This is a genomic window from Mesorhizobium sp. ESP-6-4 (assembly GCF_020164735.1).
Lineage (GTDB): Bacteria > Pseudomonadota > Alphaproteobacteria > Rhizobiales > Rhizobiaceae > Mesorhizobium.
Genome location: NZ_JAIUGS010000012.1, coordinates 40308 through 58413, shown reverse-complemented (window position 1 = coordinate 58413; position 18106 = coordinate 40308). Strand labels below are relative to the sequence as shown.

Here is an 18106-nt window from a genome sequence, read left to right as displayed (position 1 = left end):
GCCCGGGATATCGCGGCGCGGGGTGCCGTGGCAAGCCGGCTTCACGCGACGGCCGCCCTAAAGCGCCGAAAGCGTCTCCGGCATGGTGGGCGCAACGAGCGCCGGCGCGGCCTGGAACGCCTTGGTCATGTCCCGTAACGTTTGGCTTGTGCGGCTGGAAAGCACCGGCGGGCGCTCGGCCTCGGCTTGCGCCGCCGCTGCGTCGGCTTCCTTCTTGGCCGCTTCCTCGGCCTTGGCCGCGACCTCCGGATCGACCCAAGGATTGTCGAGACCGGGGATCGGCTTCAGATCAATGTTCTGATGCGCGTAGACCATCAGCCGCTGCCAGACCATCGCCGGCAGGGAGCCGCCTGTCATCTTGTTGGTCGCCGTGAAGTCGTCATTGCCGAGCCAGACGGCGGCTGTGTAATTGCCGGTGAAGCCGACGAACCAGGCGTCGCGGTAGGATTGCGTCGTCCCGGTTTTGCCGGCAACGACGATGTTCGGAAGCTGGGCGCGTCTCGCGGTGCCGATAACCGGCACCGCCGCCAGCATGGTGTTCATGTATTTCAGCGCCTTTTCCGACAGCACGCGGTGCGGTGGCGGCGCGTCCTTGGCCCAGTCATAGACCACGTCGCCGGTGCGGGTGACGAGCTGGGTGATGCCGTGGCGCGAGCCGACGAAACCGTTCTGCGCAAAGACGCTGTAGCCCGTCGCCTGGTCCATCACCGTCATGCCGGATGTGCCGAGCACCATGGTCTTGTGCGCTTCCAGTGGCGATTCCACGCCCATCGATTCGGCCATCGCCTTGATCGGGCCGATGCCGAGGTAATCCTTGGCGAGCCGCACCGGCACCGTGTTGATCGACTTGGCGATCGCCGTGAGCAGCGTCACGTTGCCGGCCGATCCGCCGCTGTAATTGTGCGGCGACCAGCTGCCCCAGCTGATCGCGCCGCCGGAAACCACCGAGTCCGGCGTGAACCCGTGCTCCATCGCTGTGGCGTAGACATACGGTTTGAAGGATGAACCGGTCTGGCGCAGAGCCTTGGTGGCGCGGTTGAACTGGCTGGCGCCATAATCCCGGCCGCCGACGATGGCGCGCACCGCGCCGTTGGTCTCGATCACCACCACCGCGCCTTCGGTGACATTGTATTCCTTGCCGAACTGGCGAAGATGGAACTCGACCGACTCCTCGGCCGCCTTCTGGATGTTGGCGTCGAAAGTGGTGTGGGCGACCAGCGAGTGCTGGCCGGGCTTGGCGATCTTCTTGACCTCGTCGAAGGCCCAGTCGAGGAAATAATCCGGGCTCTTCTGCTCGCCGCGATCGACGACGTCGGCCGGATGCAAGCGCGCCTGCAGCACCTGGCCCTCGGTCATGAAACCCGCATCGACCAGGTTTGATAGCACCACATTGGCGCGGGCACGGGCCGCCGGCAGGTTGATGTGCGGGGCGTATTTGGTCGGCGCCTTGAACAGGCCGGCCAGCATCGCCGCTTCGGCGAGGCTCAAATCCTTCACGCTCTTGCCGAAATAGAAATCCGCCGCCGCCTCGATGCCGAACGTGCCGCCGCCCATATAGGCGCGGTCGAGATAGAGCTGCAGAATCTCTTTCTTGGACAGGTTCGCTTCCAGCCATAGCGACAGGAAGGCTTCCTTGATCTTGCGCTCCAATGTGCGCTCGTTGGAGAGAAACAGGTTCTTGGCGAGCTGCTGCGTGATGCTGGAGCCGCCCTGGACCACGGAGTTGGCGCGCACATTCTCGAAGATCGCGCGCGACAGGCCGAGGACATCGATGCCGTAATGGTCGAAGAAACGCCGGTCCTCGGTCGCCAGCACCGCCTTGATGACGATGTCGGGCATCTCGTCGACCGGCACGGAATCGCGCTGGATGATACCGCGCTGGCCGATCTCGTTGCCGTAGCGATCCAGGAAGGTCACGGCGAAGTCGCCCTGGCTGCGCCAGTCGCCGGTGGTGATGTCGAAGGCGGGCATGGCGAGCGCGAGCAGCACCACGAAGCCGCCGGCGCCCATGGTGAACCCTTCGCTCAGCACCTCGATGACCGTGCGGCGCCAGCCATGCACCCGGAAACGGCGGGAAAAGATGGTCGCCGCTTCCCAGAATTCGCGGGCCTTGAAGCCGATCTCGTAGAGCGAGCTATCGAACCAAGCGTCGACGCCGAGCAGCGCCGAAGCGATGCGGCCTCTTCTCCTCTTGCGTGGTTTCGAAGGACTTGCCATTCCGACTTCCGCCCCAACGCCCTTTCGCCCGAAAACAGCATGCGGGCAGTTTCAGGGTGGCACCCTGTCAAACTATTCGACCATTTTATCACCGCTCACAAGGGCAGCGAAGCCACAGCACCAGCTTTGTTGATCGGAGGTGTGCTGGCCGTCAACGGCCGATCGAAATCACCGCGCTGCGATGAATCGCATACGATGCACCGCATCCGCCTCGGTCGGTTCCTGGCCGATGAAGGAGCGCTGATGGGCGGCGAGATGGCTGACGCGCGCCTTGCGGCATCGAGGCGTCTGTCACGCGAGGTTGGCCCATTCTTGCCGCGCGAATTCATAGACTTGCACGATTATGCTCCGGGGTGCTCTCGACCCGTTCATCTGAACGGCCGGCGCCACGGGAGGCAGCTGTGGTGCTTGGAAACCGCACGTCCAGCATATGTTCGACAGCATTCCATCTAGCCTCTTGGTACCGACGAAGGGCGAAGACGCTGACGGCGAATACCAACATGCCAATTCCGGTTGCCGGAACGATACCCAGGACTGCGACGGCTTTCGCCAGCACGCCGGCGAAAGCACCTGCGATGACACTGGCGACGACGCTCACCATCCCCGCTGTGCTCATGAATGACTGCCAGTGCGAGGAGCGAAGGGCTTTGCTGACGAGCAATGCCTCGTCGTCGTCATGACGGGAGTGGATCAAGTATTTCTCCACGCCTGGAGCCGTCTCCACGAAATAGTGCCGGATGCGAGCCATGCCACGTGCGAGGACCATGTCCTCGATTGCGACTTGGACCGCCCGAACGAAGGTGACGATACCGATGAAATACAGGCAGGGAAGCAGGATCAGACTGAAAAAAACGAATGGCTGCCCCATGCGCGTTACTTGAGCGACGAATGCCAGCGCGACGGTCGCGCTGGAAACGGCGGTCAGGAAAAGGTCTGCGCGCGAATTGGCTTCCTGGATGGTGGCCGACCGCGCCGTCTGCAACACGAAATGTTCGGTCGTGAGGCATTGCAGGGTTTGATCGCTGGTTTTGTCCTCGCCCGTCGTCATTGGATGCCGTCAACTCGCTGCCTTGAAATGACGCGGCTTTGTGACGGACCTTGAACTGAAACAATCTTTAATTGTTCCAAAATGCATCCGATTCTTCGGAAGGTCGCGAGACGTGGGTGTCCAACGGTCGTCGGCTTGAACGAACAGATGGGAACCTCCGCGCCGGCAGGGTGCGTTGCTACAGGGTCGCCAAGAGCGTCGCCCTGGCGTTGCTCGATGACGGTTTCGCCGGGGAGGGGACCGAGCTTTCCGTACACATTGTCGGGGTCGAACGGCCGGCGCGCGTCATCGCGGCCTCGCCCTGCGACGCCGAAGCCAAGGCGATGCGGCAATGAGGAGAAACCGCCATGATTGAAGAAGCCGCACGCGATCTCAGGCGCGAGCGCCGCCGGGGACGGACCGGGGAGGCCGGCAGCGAGTCGAGCCGCCATCCGAATTACTGGTCGCTGAAGAATCCGTTCCTGCCACAGCCGATCTTTTCCGACGACCAGGTCGCGGCCATCCACGCTACCGCGCTGCGCGTGCTGGAGGAGCTAGGCATCAAGGTGCTGCTGCCCGAGGCCCGCGCCATCTACGCCAAGGCCGGTGCACTGGTCGACGAAGACAGCCAGATGGTCAGGATCGGCCGCGACCTGGTCGAGGCAGCACTTGCCTCGGCGCCGCGCTCCATTCCGGCTCTTGGCGGCGATCGCGCCCGCGACCTGACGCTCGAGTTCGGCTCGATGGCCTTCCTGGCCGGCTCCGGCGCCCCCAATGTCACCGATCTCCAGCGCGGCCGCCGGCCGGGCACGCTCCAGGCCTTCGAGGAATTCATCAAGCTGATCCAGCATTTCGACGTGCTGCATATGCTCGGGCCTTGCGTCGAGCCGCAGGAACTCGACAACCGCTTCCGCCACTATGCCGTCAACCGGGCGCAGCTGACGCTGTCGGACAAGTTCCCCTTCGTCTTCGCGCGTGGCACGCCGCAGGTCGAGGACGGCTTCGAGATGATCCGCCTAGCGCGCGGCCTCTCACAGGACGAGTTCCGCGCCGGCGCCCATTGCTACACCGTCATCAACACCAACTCGCCGCGCCAGTTGGATATTCCAATGGCGCAAGGCATCATCGACTTCGCCAAGGCCGGTCAGGTCCTGGTCATCACGCCTTTCTGCCTGGCGGGCGCTATGGCGCCGATCACGGTCGCCGGCGCGCTGACCTTGCAGCATGCCGAGGCGCTCGCCGGATTGACGCTGGCCCAGATCGTGCGGCCTGGCGCGCCGGTGGTCTATGGCTCCTTCTCGTCCAATGTCGACATGAAGTCCGGCGCTCCGGCCTTCGGCACGCCGGAGCACGTCAAGGCGACGCTTGGGGCGGGGCAGCTAGCTCGCCACATCGGCCTGCCCTGGCGCTCCGGCGGCGGCAGCGCCGCCAATGTCTCCGACGCGCAGGCCGCGCACGAGACCCAGTTCGCGCTGTGGGGCTCGGTGCTGGCCGGCGCCACCGTCTGCATCCACGCCGCCGGCTGGCTGGAAGGCGGTCTCAGCGTCTCGCTGGAGAAGCTGATCACCGACGTCGAGGCGCTGCAGACGGTCGCCGAGCTTTGCGCCACGACGCCGGGCGACGAGGATGCAATTGGCTTCGAAGCGATTGCCGAAGTGCAGCCCGGAGGTCATTTCTTCTCGGCCACCCACACCATGACGCGCTACCGCAGCGCCTTCTACGAGCCGCTGGTGGCCGACTGGTCGAACTTCGGCAACTGGACGCAGGCTGGCGGCAAGACAGCCACGGAGCGCGCGACCGGCATCTGGAAGCGGATTGTCGCCGACTTCCAGCCGCCGGCCACCGCTGCCGCCGCCGCGGGAGTGCTCGACGAGTTCATTGCCAGGCGCACCGAAGAAGGCGGCGCGGCTCCGGTCTCATGATTTGACGAAAACATAGTAAATTCTAGACCTTCGCCCTTCACGCTATACTCAAATCGATTTGCGATCTGGCATCGGATCGCGAGCGCGGCTACGCTGCCGGAATTGGCTGCGGCACGGAGACATGTGTTGGCGATGGACGGTAGATGACGGCGCCTGGCGATTTGATGCAAGCCTTGTTCCTGAGGCTGAAGACCGATGAGTCGCTGTCGGCGCTGCTCGGTGGCGCGGGCCTGCTCGAGCAGGCGAGCGACAAGGCCGCCTTTCCGCACGTCACATACGGCCGCACCAGCGCCTTCGACCTCGAGACCGGCGTCGACAACGACAATGACCAGCTGGTCACCTTGCACGTCTGGTCGAAAGCCCAGGGCGAGGCCGAGACACGCCTCATCATGGACAGCATCAAGGCGAGCCTCGATGGCGCGGCGCTGTCCATTGGCCCGCGCGGCCAGACGCGCCTGTCCCTGGAATTCGCCGAGGCGCGCTATGACGAGGATCTTGCAGTCTATCATGGATTGCTGCGCTTCCGCGCGCTGACCCAGGAAAGTGCATAGGGTGTGTCGAGATTCAGGTCAGGCCGAGTCGGAGTCGAAGACGGGCGCGAAGCGACCAAACTGGGTGGCTTCCGAGAACCGGCCTACGCCGGCCGTAGCCTTCATAGAGCGCATACACTTATGAGGGCTTCGGCCGGCGAAGGCCGGCGCGGAGCGTACTTAAAGTACGTGAGCACCGGAGCGCAGGAAGCCGGCATTTGCAGGCCAGCCTCACCTGAACATCAACACACCCTAAAGCTGCGCCTGGATCGCGGCCTTGTCGATGACCGACCAGACCTCCCTTATGCGGCTGTCGTGGAATTCGTAGAACACGTTCTCGGCGAATGAAACCCGCCTGCCGTGGACCGGCAGGCCGAACAGCACGCCTTTGGGATGGCAGTCGAAATGCAGGCGCGCCGCCACGCGCGGCGGCTCCGAGATAAGAAGCTCGATGTTGAAACGCAGGTCGGGAATGGCCTCGAAATCGCCTTCCAGCATGCGCCGATACCCCGACAGCCCGATCGTCTCGCCATTATACTGCACCTCCTCGCCGACGAACCGGCCGAGATTGCCCCAGTCCTGCTCGTTAAGGCAGGCGATGTAGCCCCGGTAGAGATGGGCAATATCCTCACGCGTCATCGCATCCTCCCATGGCCGTCCGGCGTTTCTACACTAGGTAGCGCGGGGCACGGAATCGGCAGGCCGAAAAGCGTAGCGGACCGACTTATTTTCCGGCTATGAATTTGCACCCGGGCTTGAGGGAGCGTTGGCGTCCATAGGGGGCATGGCGGGCATGGATTTTCGATCGTTCACCGTTCATTTCACGTTCAGCCCATATGCGTTAGAACCGTGATCATGAAAAAGTTTGGCCCTCATCTCCGCAAAGCAGTGCTGGCGCTTGCCGCAGCCGGCCTCTTTGCGTCGCAGGCGATTGCCCTGCCGGTCACCGAGCCGTCGGTCGATCGGCCGGTGGTGCTCGCCGCCAGCGATTGCTACGCCATCGGCCAGCAGGTCGCCGCGCAGAATGGCGGCACGCTGGCCAAGGCCTCGCAGGCGACGCGGGGCGGCCAGCAGGTCTGCGTGATTGTCGTTCTGGTTCCCGGCAAGGAAGGCCAGCGTCCCCGCCGCTCGGAAATCGTCGTTCCGATGGGCTGACCCTGTCGTTTCCCAGGCTGGCGGAATCGGCCTATAGGTCTACCCAACAACAGGCTTCAACCCCATGCGCGTGCTCGTCGTCGAGGATGACAAGGATCTCAACCGGCAACTGGCCGACGCGCTGGTCGATGCCGGCTATGTGGTCGACCGCGCCTATGACGGCGAGGAGGGGCACTTCCTCGGCGACACCGAGCCTTACGATGCCGTTGTCCTCGATATCGGCCTGCCGCAGATGGACGGCATCAGCGTCGTCGAGCACTGGCGCCGCGGCGGCCGCAAGATGCCGGTGCTGATCCTGACCGCGCGCGACCGCTGGAGCGACAAGGTGGCCGGCATCGACGCCGGCGCCGACGATTATGTGACCAAACCCTTCCACATCGAGGAGGTGCTGGCGCGAGTGCGGGCGCTGATCCGCCGCGCGGCCGGCCATGCCTCGTCGGAACTCACCTGCGGGCCGTTGCGCCTGGACACCAAGGCGTCCAAGGCCGACGTCAATGGCGTGCCGCTCAAGCTCACCTCGCACGAGTTCCGGCTGCTCGCCTATCTGATGCACCATATGGGTGAGGTGGTGTCGCGCACCGAGCTGGTCGAGCATCTCTACGATCAGGATTTCGATCGCGATTCCAACACGATAGAAGTGTTTGTCGGCCGGCTTCGCAAGAAGATGGGCATCGACATGATCGAAACCGTGCGTGGCATGGGCTATCGCATGCGTGAGCCGGAGGCGTGACGCGGAACCGCTGAAGCCAACCATGGAAACGCGGCTTTCGAAGCTGCGGCTCTGGCCGCGCTCGCTGACCTTCCGCGTCATCGCCTTTTCCACCATCTGGGCGATCCTGACTCTGGTCGTCATCTTCACCCTCATCACCACGCTTTACCGCCAGGCCAGCGAGCGCGGCTTCGACAGCCTGCTTTCGGCGCATTTGTTCAACCTGATCGGCTCCGTCGGCATTTCCGACAACGGCGCGCTGACCGGCTCGCCTGACCTCGGCGACCTGCGCTTTTCCGAGCCGAATTCCGGCTGGTACTGGTCGGTGGAGCCTGCCTCCGAAGGCGTGCATGGCGAAATCCATTCCTCCTCGATGACGACCTCGCTCCTGTCGCCGAGCGTCGCGGAGGTCCCGTTCAATGCGAACTTCCAGCGCAGCTACTCGATGGAGGGCATCAAGGGCGAGCGGCTCGAAGTGTTCGAGAGCGAGTTCGTGCTCGACGCCAAGAACCGCGCCGCGCGCTTCCGTGTCATGGGCAACCACAGCGAGCTCGAGCAGGAGATTGCGAGCTTCCAGCGTCGCCTGCTCACCTATCTCTCGCTGTTCGGCGTCGGCATGATCGCCATCAATGCCATCGCCATCCTGCTGGGTCTCCAGCCTTTGCGCCGGGTCCGCAATGCGCTCGCCATGGTGCGCGAGGGCACCGCGCAGCGGCTCGACGGCAGCTTCCCGGCCGAGATCGAGCCGCTGGCCAGCGAGACCAATGCGCTGATCGAGAACAACCGGCGCATCGTCGAGCGCTCGCGCACCCAGGTCGGCAACCTTGCCCATTCGCTGAAGACGCCCTTAGCCGTGCTGATCAATGAGGGCCGCGCGCTCGGCGGCGCCAAGGGCCAGTTGATCGTCGAGCAGGCCACTTCCATGCAGAAACAGGTCGACCACTATCTGCAGCGCGCCCGCGTCGCCGCGCAGCGCGACAGCGTCGTTTTCCGCACGCCGGTTTCGCCGCTGGTCGAGCGCATGGTGCGCGTATTGCGGAAACTCAATCCGCAAACCAGGCTGACGCTGTCGCTGCCGCCGGCGGAGATCGTCTTTGCCGGCGAGCGCGAGGATCTGGAGGAATTGCTCGGCAACCTGCTCGACAATGCGATGAAATGGGCAAAGAGCGCCGTTGCCGTTTCGGTCGCGCTTGCACCGGGAATGAGCAACGTGTTCGAAATCGTTATAGAGGATGATGGCCCGGGCATTCCCGAGGACAGCGCGCGGGAAGTTTTGAAACGTGGCAAGAGACTCGACGAGACGAAGCCGGGAACAGGGCTCGGGCTGGCCATTGTCGCCGACCTCGTCAACGAGTATGGAGGCTCGCTGGCGCTGGAACGGTCCGGCATGGGCGGCTTGAGGGCGGTTGTGGGATTGCGGAGCCTTCAATGATGTTTTTTATCGATTTGCGAGCAGCGGCCGACGGCCAAATTTCCGACAAATATCAACACTATGGCGATGAAAACGTCCTGATGGCGCGCCCCCAGTCCATCCAGTTCCATCCCGCTGAAGAGAACCGGTTGTCGGCATGAAGATTCGCGTCGCGCTCGTTTCCGCCCTGCTCGCCGTTTCCGGCTGCACGACTCTGGGCAAGGGTGGTCCGACCTCTCCCGTCACGCCTGTTTCCACGCCGCCGACCGGCGGCAAGGTGTCGACCGGCATCGTTTCGGCCATGAATGGCGGGCTTATCGGCGGGTCGATCGGTTCGGGCCTCAGCGATGCCGAAAAGCGCAAGGGCCTGGAAGCGGAATACAAGGCGCTGGAATACAACACCAGCGGCCAGAAGGTGACGTGGAAGAGCGACAACTCCTCGCATTATGGCGAGGTCGTCGCCGCCCAGCCTTACAGGGTCGGCTCGCAGGATTGCCGCCAGTACACCCACACCATCTATACGAGCGGCGCGGGTGTCACCGCACGCGGCACCGCCTGCCGCAATGCCGACGGCAGCTGGACGCCGCTGACCTAGAAAGAAACCCGGCCGGACCCGTTATTCGGTCGGATTGACCTCGATCAAGGTCGGACGGCGCGTCTGCCGTCAAAGCGTCGCAGTACGTCCGTGTTGGCAGGGCAGGGCTCTGCCTTTATTGGAAGGACCATGCTGTTCTGGGTCATAGCCGCAATCCTCACGCTGGGCGCCAGCCTGGCCGTGCTGTTGCCGCTTACCGGCGGCATGAAAGTCGCGTCGTCGGCCGGCGATCACGATCTCGAAGTCTATCGCGACCAGCTTTCCGAGCTCGACCGCGACATGGCGCGCGGCCTGATCCAGCCCGGGGAGGCCGACGAGGCGCGTGCCGAGATCGGCCGCCGCATCCTGCGTCTGGGCGCGGCCGTGCAGCCGGACGCGGCAATACTCAAGCCTGCGCGCAGCGCCAAGTGGGTCGCCAGCATAGCCGTGCTTGCGGTTCCCCTGCTGAGCTGGGGGCTCTACGGAATGCTCGGCTCTCCCGATCTGCCTTCGCAGCCGCTGGCCGAACGTCTGGCCAAGAACCCGGCCGATGCCTCGGTCGACGAGCTGGTCGCCCGCGCCGAAGCCCATCTCGCCGCCAATCCGTCGGACGGCAAGGGCTGGGACGTGCTGGCTCCGATCTATCTTCGACTGCAGCGCTTTCCCGACGCCGTGACCGCCTATCGCAACGCCATACGCCTCGACGGCGACAGCGCCGTGCGCCAGTCGGGTCTCGGCGAAGCGATCGCGAGCGCTGCCGGCGGCATTGTTTCGGCAGACGCCCAAAAAGCCTTCGAGGCGGCCCTGAAGCTCGATCCGGCCAACGCCAAGGCGAATTTCTATCTGGCGGTGGGCCTGGCGCAGGAAGGCAAGAAGGCCGATGCCGTTGCCGCCTGGCAAAAGATGCTCGGCCAGCTCGCGCCGGATTCGCCCTGGCGCAGCGCCGTCCGGCAGGCGCTTGCCGAGGCCGGGGAGCCTGCTGTCGCCGATGCCGCATCGGCCAACGGCCCCGACGCGCAACAGGCGGAAGCCGCGCAACAGATGTCGCCGCAGGACCGGCAGGCGATGATCGAGACCATGGTCGCCGGTCTCGACGACAAATTGAAGCAGAATCCCCGCGACGAGGAAGGATGGATACGGCTCATCCGTTCCTATGTCGTACTTGGCAAGGCCGACCAGGCGCGCGACGCGCTCGGCCGCGCTGTCGCCGCCTTTGGTGCCGACAGTGAACAGGCCAAGAAATTCACCGCCTTCGCCGCGTCGCTCGGCGTGACGGCGACGGAGTAAGGCAATGACGCGCAAGCAGAAGCGGATGTCGGTGATCCTGGCGGGGCTGGCCTTCCTCGGCGCCGCCGCCGGCCTCACCTTCTATGCGCTGGGACAGAAGGCCTCCTATTTCTACATGCCGGCCGATCTCGCCACGGCAAGCGTGCCGCCCGGCCAGCGCATCCGGCTCGGCGGTCTCGTCGAGAAGGGCACCATCATGCGCGGGCAGGGCGCCACCGTCGCCTTCTCGGTCACCGACAAGCAGAAATCAGTCAAGGTCACCTATACCGGCATCCTGCCCGATCTGTTCCGTGAGGAGCAGGGCGTCATCACCGAGGGCGCTTTCGGCCCGGACGGCGTCTTCGTCGCCGACAGCGTGCTGGCCAAGCACGACGAGCGCTACATGCCCAAGGAAGTCGCCGACGGCCTGAAGGCCAAGGGTGTTTGGCAGGAAAGCACGAACTGATGAGCTGGTTCCGTAAAAGTGCCATGCGGTTTTGCGATCAGAACCTGCGAGAGAACAGGTAACCAATGGTCGAGACCGGACATTTCGCGCTTGTGCTCGCCTTCGCGCTGTCCCTGGTGCAAATGCTGGTGCCGCTGGTCGGCGCCCGCACCGGCAACCAGCGGCTGATGGCGGTCGGTGGTCCGGTCACGGTCACCGGCTTTGCGTTGACCGCGTTGTCCTTCGCCGCCCTTGCCAGCGCCTATGCCGGCTCGGATTTCTCGGTGGCGAGCGTTTGGGAGAACTCCCATTCGCTGCAGCCGATGATCTACAAGATCACCGGCACCTGGGGGAATCACGAAGGCTCGATGCTGCTTTGGGTGCTGATCTTGACCTTCTTCGGCGCGCTGGTCGCCGTCTTCGGCAACAATCTGCCGGCGACGCTCAAAGCCAATGTGCTGGCCGTGCAAGGCATGATCGGCGCCGCGTTCTTCCTGTTTATCCTGGCGACGTCCAACCCGTTCATCCGCCTCAATCCGGCGCCGATCGAGGGCCGCGACCTCAATCCGATCCTGCAGGACCTCGGCCTCGCCATCCACCCGCCGATGCTTTACCTCGGCTATGTCGGCTTCTCGATCTGCTTCTCTTTCTCGGTCGCGGCGCTGATCGAGGGGCGCATCGACGCCTCCTGGGCACGCTGGGTGCGGCCCTGGACGCTGGTCGCCTGGATGTTTTTGACCGGCGGCATCGCCATGGGTTCCTACTGGGCCTATTACGAGCTCGGCTGGGGCGGCTTCTGGTTCTGGGACCCGGTCGAGAACGCTTCCTTCATGCCCTGGCTCGCCGGCACCGCTCTGCTCCATTCGGCCATCGTCATGGAAAAGCGTTCGGCGCTGAAGATCTGGACACTGCTCTTGGCCATCCTGACCTTCTCGCTGTCGCTGCTCGGCACTTTCCTGGTACGTTCCGGCGTGCTGACCTCCGTGCACGCCTTCGCCACCGATCCGGCGCGCGGCGTCTTCATCCTGTGCATCCTGACCTTGTTCATCGGCGGCTCGCTGGCGCTGTTTGCGCTGCGCGCCTCGCGGCTGACGGCGGGCGGCCTGTTCCATCCGATCTCGCGCGAAGGCGCGCTGGTGCTGAACAATCTCTTTCTCACCACCGCCACGGCAACGGTGCTGGTCGGCACGCTCTACCCGCTGGCGCTGGAGGCGCTGACCGGAGGCAAGATCTCGGTCGGCGCACCGTTCTTCGATCTGACCTTCGGCCCGCTGATGCTGCCGCTATTGGCGATCGTGCCGTTCGGCCCCTTGCTCGCCTGGAAGCGTGGCGACGTCATTGCCGCCTCGCAGCGTCTGATGGCGGCCTTCGCTTTGGCGATCACCGCGATGCTCGTCACCGGCCTGTTCATCGACGGCGCCTCGGTCTTCGCAGCGCTCGGCGTCGGTCTTGCCGTGTGGCTGGTCGTCGGCGCGCTGACCGACCTTGCCGTCAAATCCGGCTTCGGCTCTGTGGCGCCGGCCGTCATGCTTCGCCGCTTCGCCGGCCTGCCGCGCTCCGTCTTCGGCACGGCATTGGCCCATCTCGGCCTCGGGCTGACTTTGCTCGGCATCGTCGGCACGCTCTGCTTCGGCACCGAGAAGATCCTCTCCATGCGCCCTGGCGAAACGGTGGAGCTCTCCGGCCACACGCTGCGCTTCGAAGGGCTCTCCCCGCAGAAAGGCCCGAATTTCACCGAGGATCGCGGCCGCTTCCTGCTGATGGGCGCCGACGGCAACGCCGATGGCGTGATTACCTCCGCAAAACGCTTCTATCCGGTGCGCCAGACGGTGACGACGGAGTCCGGCATCAGGACGCTGGGCTTGAGCCAGCTTTATCTGTCGCTCGGCGACGAGAACAATGACGGCTCCGTCGTCGTGCGCCTCTGGTGGAAGCCGCTGGTGACGCTGATCTGGGGCGGCGGGCTGGTGATGATGGCGGGCGCGGCCATGTCGCTGCTCGACCGCCGCCTGCGCGTCGGCGCGCCGGCAAAGCGGCGCAAGCCTGCGATAGCGGCAGCGGCCTCGCCATGAAGGCAAGATTTTCGCTCGCCTCGCTGGTCCTGCTGCTGGCGCTGTTCTTCGGCGGCGCCGCACAGGCGGTGAAGCCTGACGAGGTGCTGAAAGACCCGGCGCTGGAGGCGAGGGCGCGTGCGCTGTCCGAAGGCCTGCGCTGCATGGTCTGCCAGAACCAGTCGATCGACGAATCCGACGCCGATCTTGCTCGCGACCTGCGCATCCTCGTGCGCCAGCGCCTCGTCGCCGGCGACACCGACCAGCAGGTGATGGACTATATCGTCTCGCGCTATGGCGAGTTCGTGCTCTTGAAGCCGCGCTTCAGCCTGCGCAACGCGCTTTTGTGGGGCACGCCGGTGTTTCTGCTTCTGGCCGGGGGCCTGTTCATCGCGCTCAGCGCCCGCTCGCGCCGAACTGTGCCGGACAGCACCCTGAGCGCCGAGGAACAGGCGGCGCTGGATAAGATGCTAAGCGACTAACATGAATTGCGGACCTCGGAGGTTGGCCGAGACCCCTGTGTCGTCGTCATCCACGGGCGAAGCAAGGAGCGAAGCGACGCGCGCAGACCCGAGGATCCATTCCGTGACTTCGAAGCGTCGCGGCCGTCCAGAATTTCTGCTCTGCTGCAACCCTCGCGCGAGGTAACGGCATGGATTCCAGGATCTCCGCGACGGAGCTTCGCTCCTGCTTCGCCCTGGAATGACGAAGTCTCGGGTGCTTCCGCAAGCCCTCCAAGCGCGGCATGTCATCGTCGCCAATCCTCAACATTACAAAACTTTCATGTACCGGAAATGGCGCCGTAATGTGCGGCTCTCTAATCCTCTTGCCCGAGGATGCTTCGCCTGAGTGCATCCACGTCGATAGAGGATAGGAAACCCCATGAATAATGCCCCCAATTCATTTGCCTCCACCCGAAAGCGCCTGATGGCGGCTGCAGCGTCCCTGGCCGTTATCGGTGCGGTCGGCGCGGGCGCGCTTGCCACCGGCACCGCCCCCGTGCTGGCCGATGCCGTGCGAGTCGAAGCCCCGCAGGTGCCGAGCTTCGCCGATGTCGTTGAGCATGTCTCGCCGGCGGTCGTCAGCGTTAAGGTCAAGGCCAAGATCCAGCCCACGGCCGACGATGGTTCCGACGACCAGGACGGTTTCGACAACCTGCCCGACAATCCGCAGCTGCGCCGCTTCTTCAAGGAATTCCGTGGCTTCGGTGACCAGGGTGGCCAGTTCGGTATGCGCCGCTTCGACCACCGCGACCATGGCAATGGCCAGCCGCGTCCGATCGCTCAGGGCTCGGGCTTCTTCATCTCCGAGGACGGCTATCTCGTCACCAACAACCACGTCGTGTCGGAAGGCTCGGATTTCAGCGTCGTCACCAATGACGGCAAGGAGCTCGACGCCAAGCTGATCGGCACCGATCCGCGCACCGATCTCGCCGTGCTCAAGGTCGATGGCGGCGGCAACAAATTCACCTATGTCGACTTCGCCGACGATTCCAAGGTCCGCATCGGCGACTGGGTGGTCGCCGTCGGCAATCCGTTCGGCCTGGGCGGCACTGTCACCGCGGGCATCGTCTCGGCCCGCGGCCGCGACATCGGCGCCGGCCCTTATGACGACTTCATCCAGATCGACGCTTCGGTCAACCGCGGCAATTCGGGCGGTCCGACCTTCAACCTCAACGGCCAGGTGATCGGCATCAACACCGCCATCTTCTCGCCGTCGGGCGGCAGCGTCGGCATTGCCTTCGATATCCCGGCCTCCACCGCCAAGCAGGTGGTCCAGGACCTGATGAAGAGCGGCTCGGTCCAGCGCGGCTGGCTCGGCGTCGAGATCCAGCCGGTCACCTCCGATATCGCCGAGTCGCTCGGCCTGAAGTCGGACAAGGGCGCGCTGGTCTCGAGCGCCCAGGATGGCGGGCCGGGCAAGAAGGCGGGTATCGTCGCGGGCGACGTGATCACCAAGGTCGACGGCAAGGATGTCGCCTCGCCGAAGGAGCTCGCCCGGATGATCGGTGCATTCGCGCCGGGCAAACCGGTCGATGTCACCGTCTGGCGCAACGGCAAGGACGAGACGGTCAAGGTCGATCTCGGCACGCTGCCGGCAAGCGACAAGCAGGCCTCGAACGACGACAGCAACAAGCAGTCGGCGCCGGCGGCCAAGGCCGACACGCTTGCCGATCTCGGCCTGACCGTCACCAAGGCGGAAAAAGGCAAGGGCCTCGTGGTCACCGACGTCGATCCCGACAGCGACGCGGCCGACCGCGGCATCCAGCCCGGCGACGTCATCACCTCGATCAATTCGAACGACGTGAACACCACCGACGACGTGTCCAAGGCGATGACGGATGCCGCCAAGGCCGGCCGCAAGGCCGTGCTGATGCAGATCACCCGCGACGACTCGAATCGCTTCGTGGCGCTGCCGGTCGGCAAGGGCTGACATCGACTTTCAGCTTCCCCGTGGCGGTATCAACACCCCCGAGCCGCCGTGGGGAAACATGGGGCCGAGCACGTAAGTCAGTCACCGTGTTTCGCTCCTGACGGCAGCGGGTTTCCCATCACCCGCTGCCGTTTTAACTTGAAGGCAAGACGATATGACTGCCCCTCAACCTTCCAATGAAATCGCGTATAACGGCTCCATGAAGATTCTCGTCATGGAAGACGATCGCGAGGCGGCGGACTACTTGCAGAAAGCCTTCGCCGAGGCGGGCCACACCGCCCATGTCGCCGGCGACGGCGAGACCGGCTTCGCGCTCGCCGATGCCGGCGACTATGACGTGATGGTGGTCGACCGCCTGATGCCGCGCCGTGACGGCCTGTCGGTGATCGCCGCGCTTCGCTCGCGCGGCAACACCACGCCGGTGCTGATCCTTTCGGCGCTGGGCGAGGTCGACGACCGGGTCACCGGATTGCGCGCCGGCGGCGACGATTACCTCACCAAGCCCTACGCCTTTTCCGAATTGCTCGCCCGCGTCGAGGTGCTGAACCGCCGCGCCAGCGCGCGCGAGTCCGAGACGGTCTACCGCGTTGGCGACCTCGAGCTCGACCGGCTGTCGCATTCGGTCAAGCGCGCCGGCCGCGAGATCACGCTGCAGCCGCGCGAGTTCCGCCTGCTCGAATATCTGATGCGCCATGCCGGCCAGGTGGTGACGCGCACCATGCTCCTGGAAAATGTCTGGGACTATCATTTCGACCCGCAGACCAACGTCATCGACGTCCACGTCTCGCGCCTACGCGGCAAGATCGAAAAGGGCTTCGACAAGCCGATCCTGCACACGATCCGCGGCGCCGGCTACATGCTGAAGGGCGGCTAGAGCCCATTATGGCGTTATCCCTGCCGGCCATCATGAAGACGACGGCGGCCCGGCTTTCGGCGCTTTATCTTCTGCTTTTCGCGCTCTGCGCGGTGCTGCTCGTCCTCTACATGACGTCGCTGTCGGCGCGCATGCTGACCGCGCAGACGCAGGAGACCATTAACGACGAGGTGCTGGGCCTGGCCCGCGCCTATCAGCGCGGCGGCCTGCCGGTGCTGGTGCGCGTCGTCGAGGCCCGCTCGCGCCAGCCCGGCGCCAATCTCTATCTGATCGCCGACGCCAACGGCCAGATCTTGACCGGCAATGTGCAGAGCCTGGAGCCCGGGGTCATCGAGACCGAGGGCTGGACGACGGACCCGTTTTCCTACCAGCGCTTCGGCGAAGGCGAGCTCGATCGGCTGCGCAGCGGCGGTTCGGACCAGGCCACGCCTCCGGCCAACGAGGGCAACACTCCACAATCGACAGGTGAGAAGGGGCACAACGCCATCGCGCTGGTGCTGAGACTGCCCAACCAGATGATCATGCTGGTCGGCCGCGACCTCGGCGAGCCCGAGCGCTTCCGCGCCGTCATCAGCCGCGCGTTGACCCTGGCGCTTGGCATGATGGGTTTGGGCGGCATCCTGATCTGGTTCTTCGTCGGGCGCGCCGCGCTAAAGCGCATCGACAGCGTCTCGGACGCCAGCCGCCGCATCATGGGCGGCGATTTGTCCGGACGGCTGCCGGTCACCGGCGCCGGCGACGAATTCGACCGCCTGTCCGAAAACCTCAATTCGATGCTGGCCAGGATCGCCATGTTGAACGAGGGGCTGAAGCAGGTCTCCGACAACATCGCCCATGATCTGAAGACGCCGCTGACCAGGCTGCGCAACCGCGCCGAGGCGACGCTCGCCGGCAGGCACAAGACGGAGGAGTACCGCCAGGCGCTTGAAGGCACGATCGCGGAGTCCGACCAGCTCATCAAGACGTTCAACGCCATCCTGATGATCTCGCGCCTGGAGGCCGGCTACTCCTCGGAACAGACCGGTCCCGTCGATCTCGCCGCCACGGTGAGCGATGTCGTCGAGCTTTACGAGCCGGTGGCGGAGGAGGCGGGGGTTGCGCTGGAAACGATCGTGTCCGAGGCCTTCACGATCAACGGCAATCGCGAGCTGATCGGCCAGGCGTTGTCCAACATCGTCGACAACGCCATCAAATACTCGACCGACGCTGCCGAGGCGCCGAAAGTACGGGTGGTCCTGGAGCGCGCTGGCAACGAGATCAAGCTTGCCGTCACCGACAATGGCCACGGCATCCCGGACGACGCCGATCGCGCCCGCGCCACCGAGCGCTTCGTGCGCCTGGAAAAGAGCCGCTCGCAACCGGGCTCGGGCCTCGGCCTCAGCCTCGCCAAGGCAATCATGACTTTCCACAACGGCAGGCTTGATCTTTTGCCCGCCAATCCCGGATTGTCCGTGGTCATGAGTTTCCCGTTGCGGGAGACGCATTGACAGCG

Annotated in this window: 18 protein-coding genes; 15 read left to right on the top strand and 3 right to left on the bottom strand. The window is 64.6% G+C overall.

The window, feature by feature from the left end:
* Positions 1–57: 57 nt before the first annotated feature.
* Positions 58–2217 carry a transglycosylase domain-containing protein gene (locus LB523_RS20520; RefSeq protein ID WP_224606419.1) on the bottom strand — a complete coding sequence of 720 codons (2160 nt, stop codon included), beginning with the start codon at positions 2215–2217 and terminating at the stop codon, positions 58–60.
* Positions 2218–2542: 325 nt separating this feature from the next.
* Positions 2543–3265 carry a hypothetical protein gene (locus tag LB523_RS20515; protein WP_224606416.1) on the bottom strand — a complete coding sequence of 241 codons (723 nt, stop codon included), beginning with the start codon at positions 3263–3265 and terminating at the stop codon, positions 2543–2545.
* Between the two features lie 170 nt (positions 3266–3435).
* Here LB523_RS20515 and LB523_RS20510 point away from each other — a divergent pair, with 170 nt between their 5' ends.
* The 3 genes from LB523_RS20510 to LB523_RS20500 all read left to right on the top strand — a co-directional run bounded on the left by LB523_RS20510 (position 3436) and on the right by LB523_RS20500 (position 5717).
* The gene (locus LB523_RS20510) at positions 3436–3600 is read left to right on the top strand and encodes a glycine cleavage T C-terminal barrel domain-containing protein (protein ID WP_224606413.1); all 165 of its coding nucleotides are present in this window, start codon (positions 3436–3438) and stop codon (positions 3598–3600) included.
* A 12-nt stretch (positions 3601–3612) separates the two neighbouring features.
* Positions 3613–5166, top strand: a complete 1554-nt coding sequence (locus LB523_RS20505) for a trimethylamine methyltransferase family protein (protein WP_224606411.1) — start codon at positions 3613–3615, stop codon at positions 5164–5166.
* Positions 5167–5330: 164 nt separating this feature from the next.
* The gene (locus LB523_RS20500) at positions 5331–5717 is read left to right on the top strand and encodes a DUF3168 domain-containing protein (RefSeq protein WP_224606410.1); all 387 of its coding nucleotides are present in this window, start codon (positions 5331–5333) and stop codon (positions 5715–5717) included.
* A 231-nt stretch (positions 5718–5948) separates the two neighbouring features.
* Here the strand turns inward: LB523_RS20500 and LB523_RS20495 are convergent, their stop codons facing one another.
* Positions 5949–6335, bottom strand: coding sequence for an ester cyclase (locus tag LB523_RS20495; RefSeq protein ID WP_224606408.1), 387 nt, complete (start codon positions 6333–6335; stop codon positions 5949–5951).
* A 216-nt stretch (positions 6336–6551) separates the two neighbouring features.
* On the opposite strand from LB523_RS20495, the gene LB523_RS20490 reads away from it, so the two are divergent.
* The 12 genes from LB523_RS20490 (at position 6552) to LB523_RS20435 (ending at position 18101) form a co-directional block, all read left to right on the top strand.
* On the top strand, positions 6552–6851 hold the full coding sequence (locus tag LB523_RS20490) for a hypothetical protein (RefSeq protein WP_095766886.1): 300 nt from the start codon (positions 6552–6554) through the stop codon (positions 6849–6851).
* 64 nt (positions 6852–6915) lie between these two features.
* Complete coding sequence (locus LB523_RS20485) at positions 6916–7581, top strand: response regulator transcription factor (RefSeq protein WP_224606406.1); 666 nt, start codon at positions 6916–6918, stop codon at positions 7579–7581.
* 22 nt (positions 7582–7603) lie between these two features.
* Entirely contained in the window at positions 7604–8992 is a 1389-nt protein-coding gene (locus tag LB523_RS20480) for an ATP-binding protein (protein WP_224606404.1), read from the top strand.
* Positions 8989–9132 (top strand): hypothetical protein, encoded by a 144-nt coding sequence (locus LB523_RS20475; RefSeq protein WP_176476990.1) that lies wholly within the window; start codon positions 8989–8991, stop codon positions 9130–9132. The genes LB523_RS20480 and LB523_RS20475 overlap by 4 nt, the downstream gene beginning before the upstream one ends.
* Positions 9129–9566, top strand: a complete 438-nt coding sequence (locus tag LB523_RS20470; protein WP_095766888.1) for a hypothetical protein — start codon at positions 9129–9131, stop codon at positions 9564–9566. The genes LB523_RS20475 and LB523_RS20470 overlap by 4 nt, the downstream gene beginning before the upstream one ends.
* Before the next feature lie 129 nt (positions 9567–9695).
* Entirely contained in the window at positions 9696–10832 is a 1137-nt protein-coding gene (gene ccmI, locus LB523_RS20465; RefSeq protein WP_224606401.1) for a c-type cytochrome biogenesis protein CcmI, read from the top strand.
* A 4-nt stretch (positions 10833–10836) separates the two neighbouring features.
* The gene (ccmE, locus tag LB523_RS20460) at positions 10837–11277 is read left to right on the top strand and encodes a cytochrome c maturation protein CcmE (RefSeq protein WP_140845772.1); all 441 of its coding nucleotides are present in this window, start codon (positions 10837–10839) and stop codon (positions 11275–11277) included.
* Positions 11278–11342: 65 nt separating this feature from the next.
* Positions 11343–13328, top strand: coding sequence for a heme lyase CcmF/NrfE family subunit (locus LB523_RS20455; RefSeq protein ID WP_224606399.1), 1986 nt, complete (start codon positions 11343–11345; stop codon positions 13326–13328).
* Complete coding sequence (locus LB523_RS20450) at positions 13325–13789, top strand: cytochrome c-type biogenesis protein (protein ID WP_224544164.1); 465 nt, start codon at positions 13325–13327, stop codon at positions 13787–13789. The genes LB523_RS20455 and LB523_RS20450 overlap by 4 nt, the downstream gene beginning before the upstream one ends.
* A gap of 400 nt (positions 13790–14189) precedes the next feature.
* Positions 14190–15740: a Do family serine endopeptidase gene (locus LB523_RS20445; protein WP_095766893.1), complete on the top strand. Its 1551-nt coding sequence runs from the start codon at positions 14190–14192 to the stop codon at positions 15738–15740.
* A gap of 199 nt (positions 15741–15939) precedes the next feature.
* Positions 15940–16614 (top strand): response regulator transcription factor, encoded by a 675-nt coding sequence (locus LB523_RS20440; protein WP_040991372.1) that lies wholly within the window; start codon positions 15940–15942, stop codon positions 16612–16614.
* 8 nt (positions 16615–16622) lie between these two features.
* The gene (locus LB523_RS20435) at positions 16623–18101 is read left to right on the top strand and encodes a sensor histidine kinase (RefSeq protein WP_224544162.1); all 1479 of its coding nucleotides are present in this window, start codon (positions 16623–16625) and stop codon (positions 18099–18101) included.
* The last annotated feature ends 5 nt before the right edge of the window (positions 18102–18106 follow it).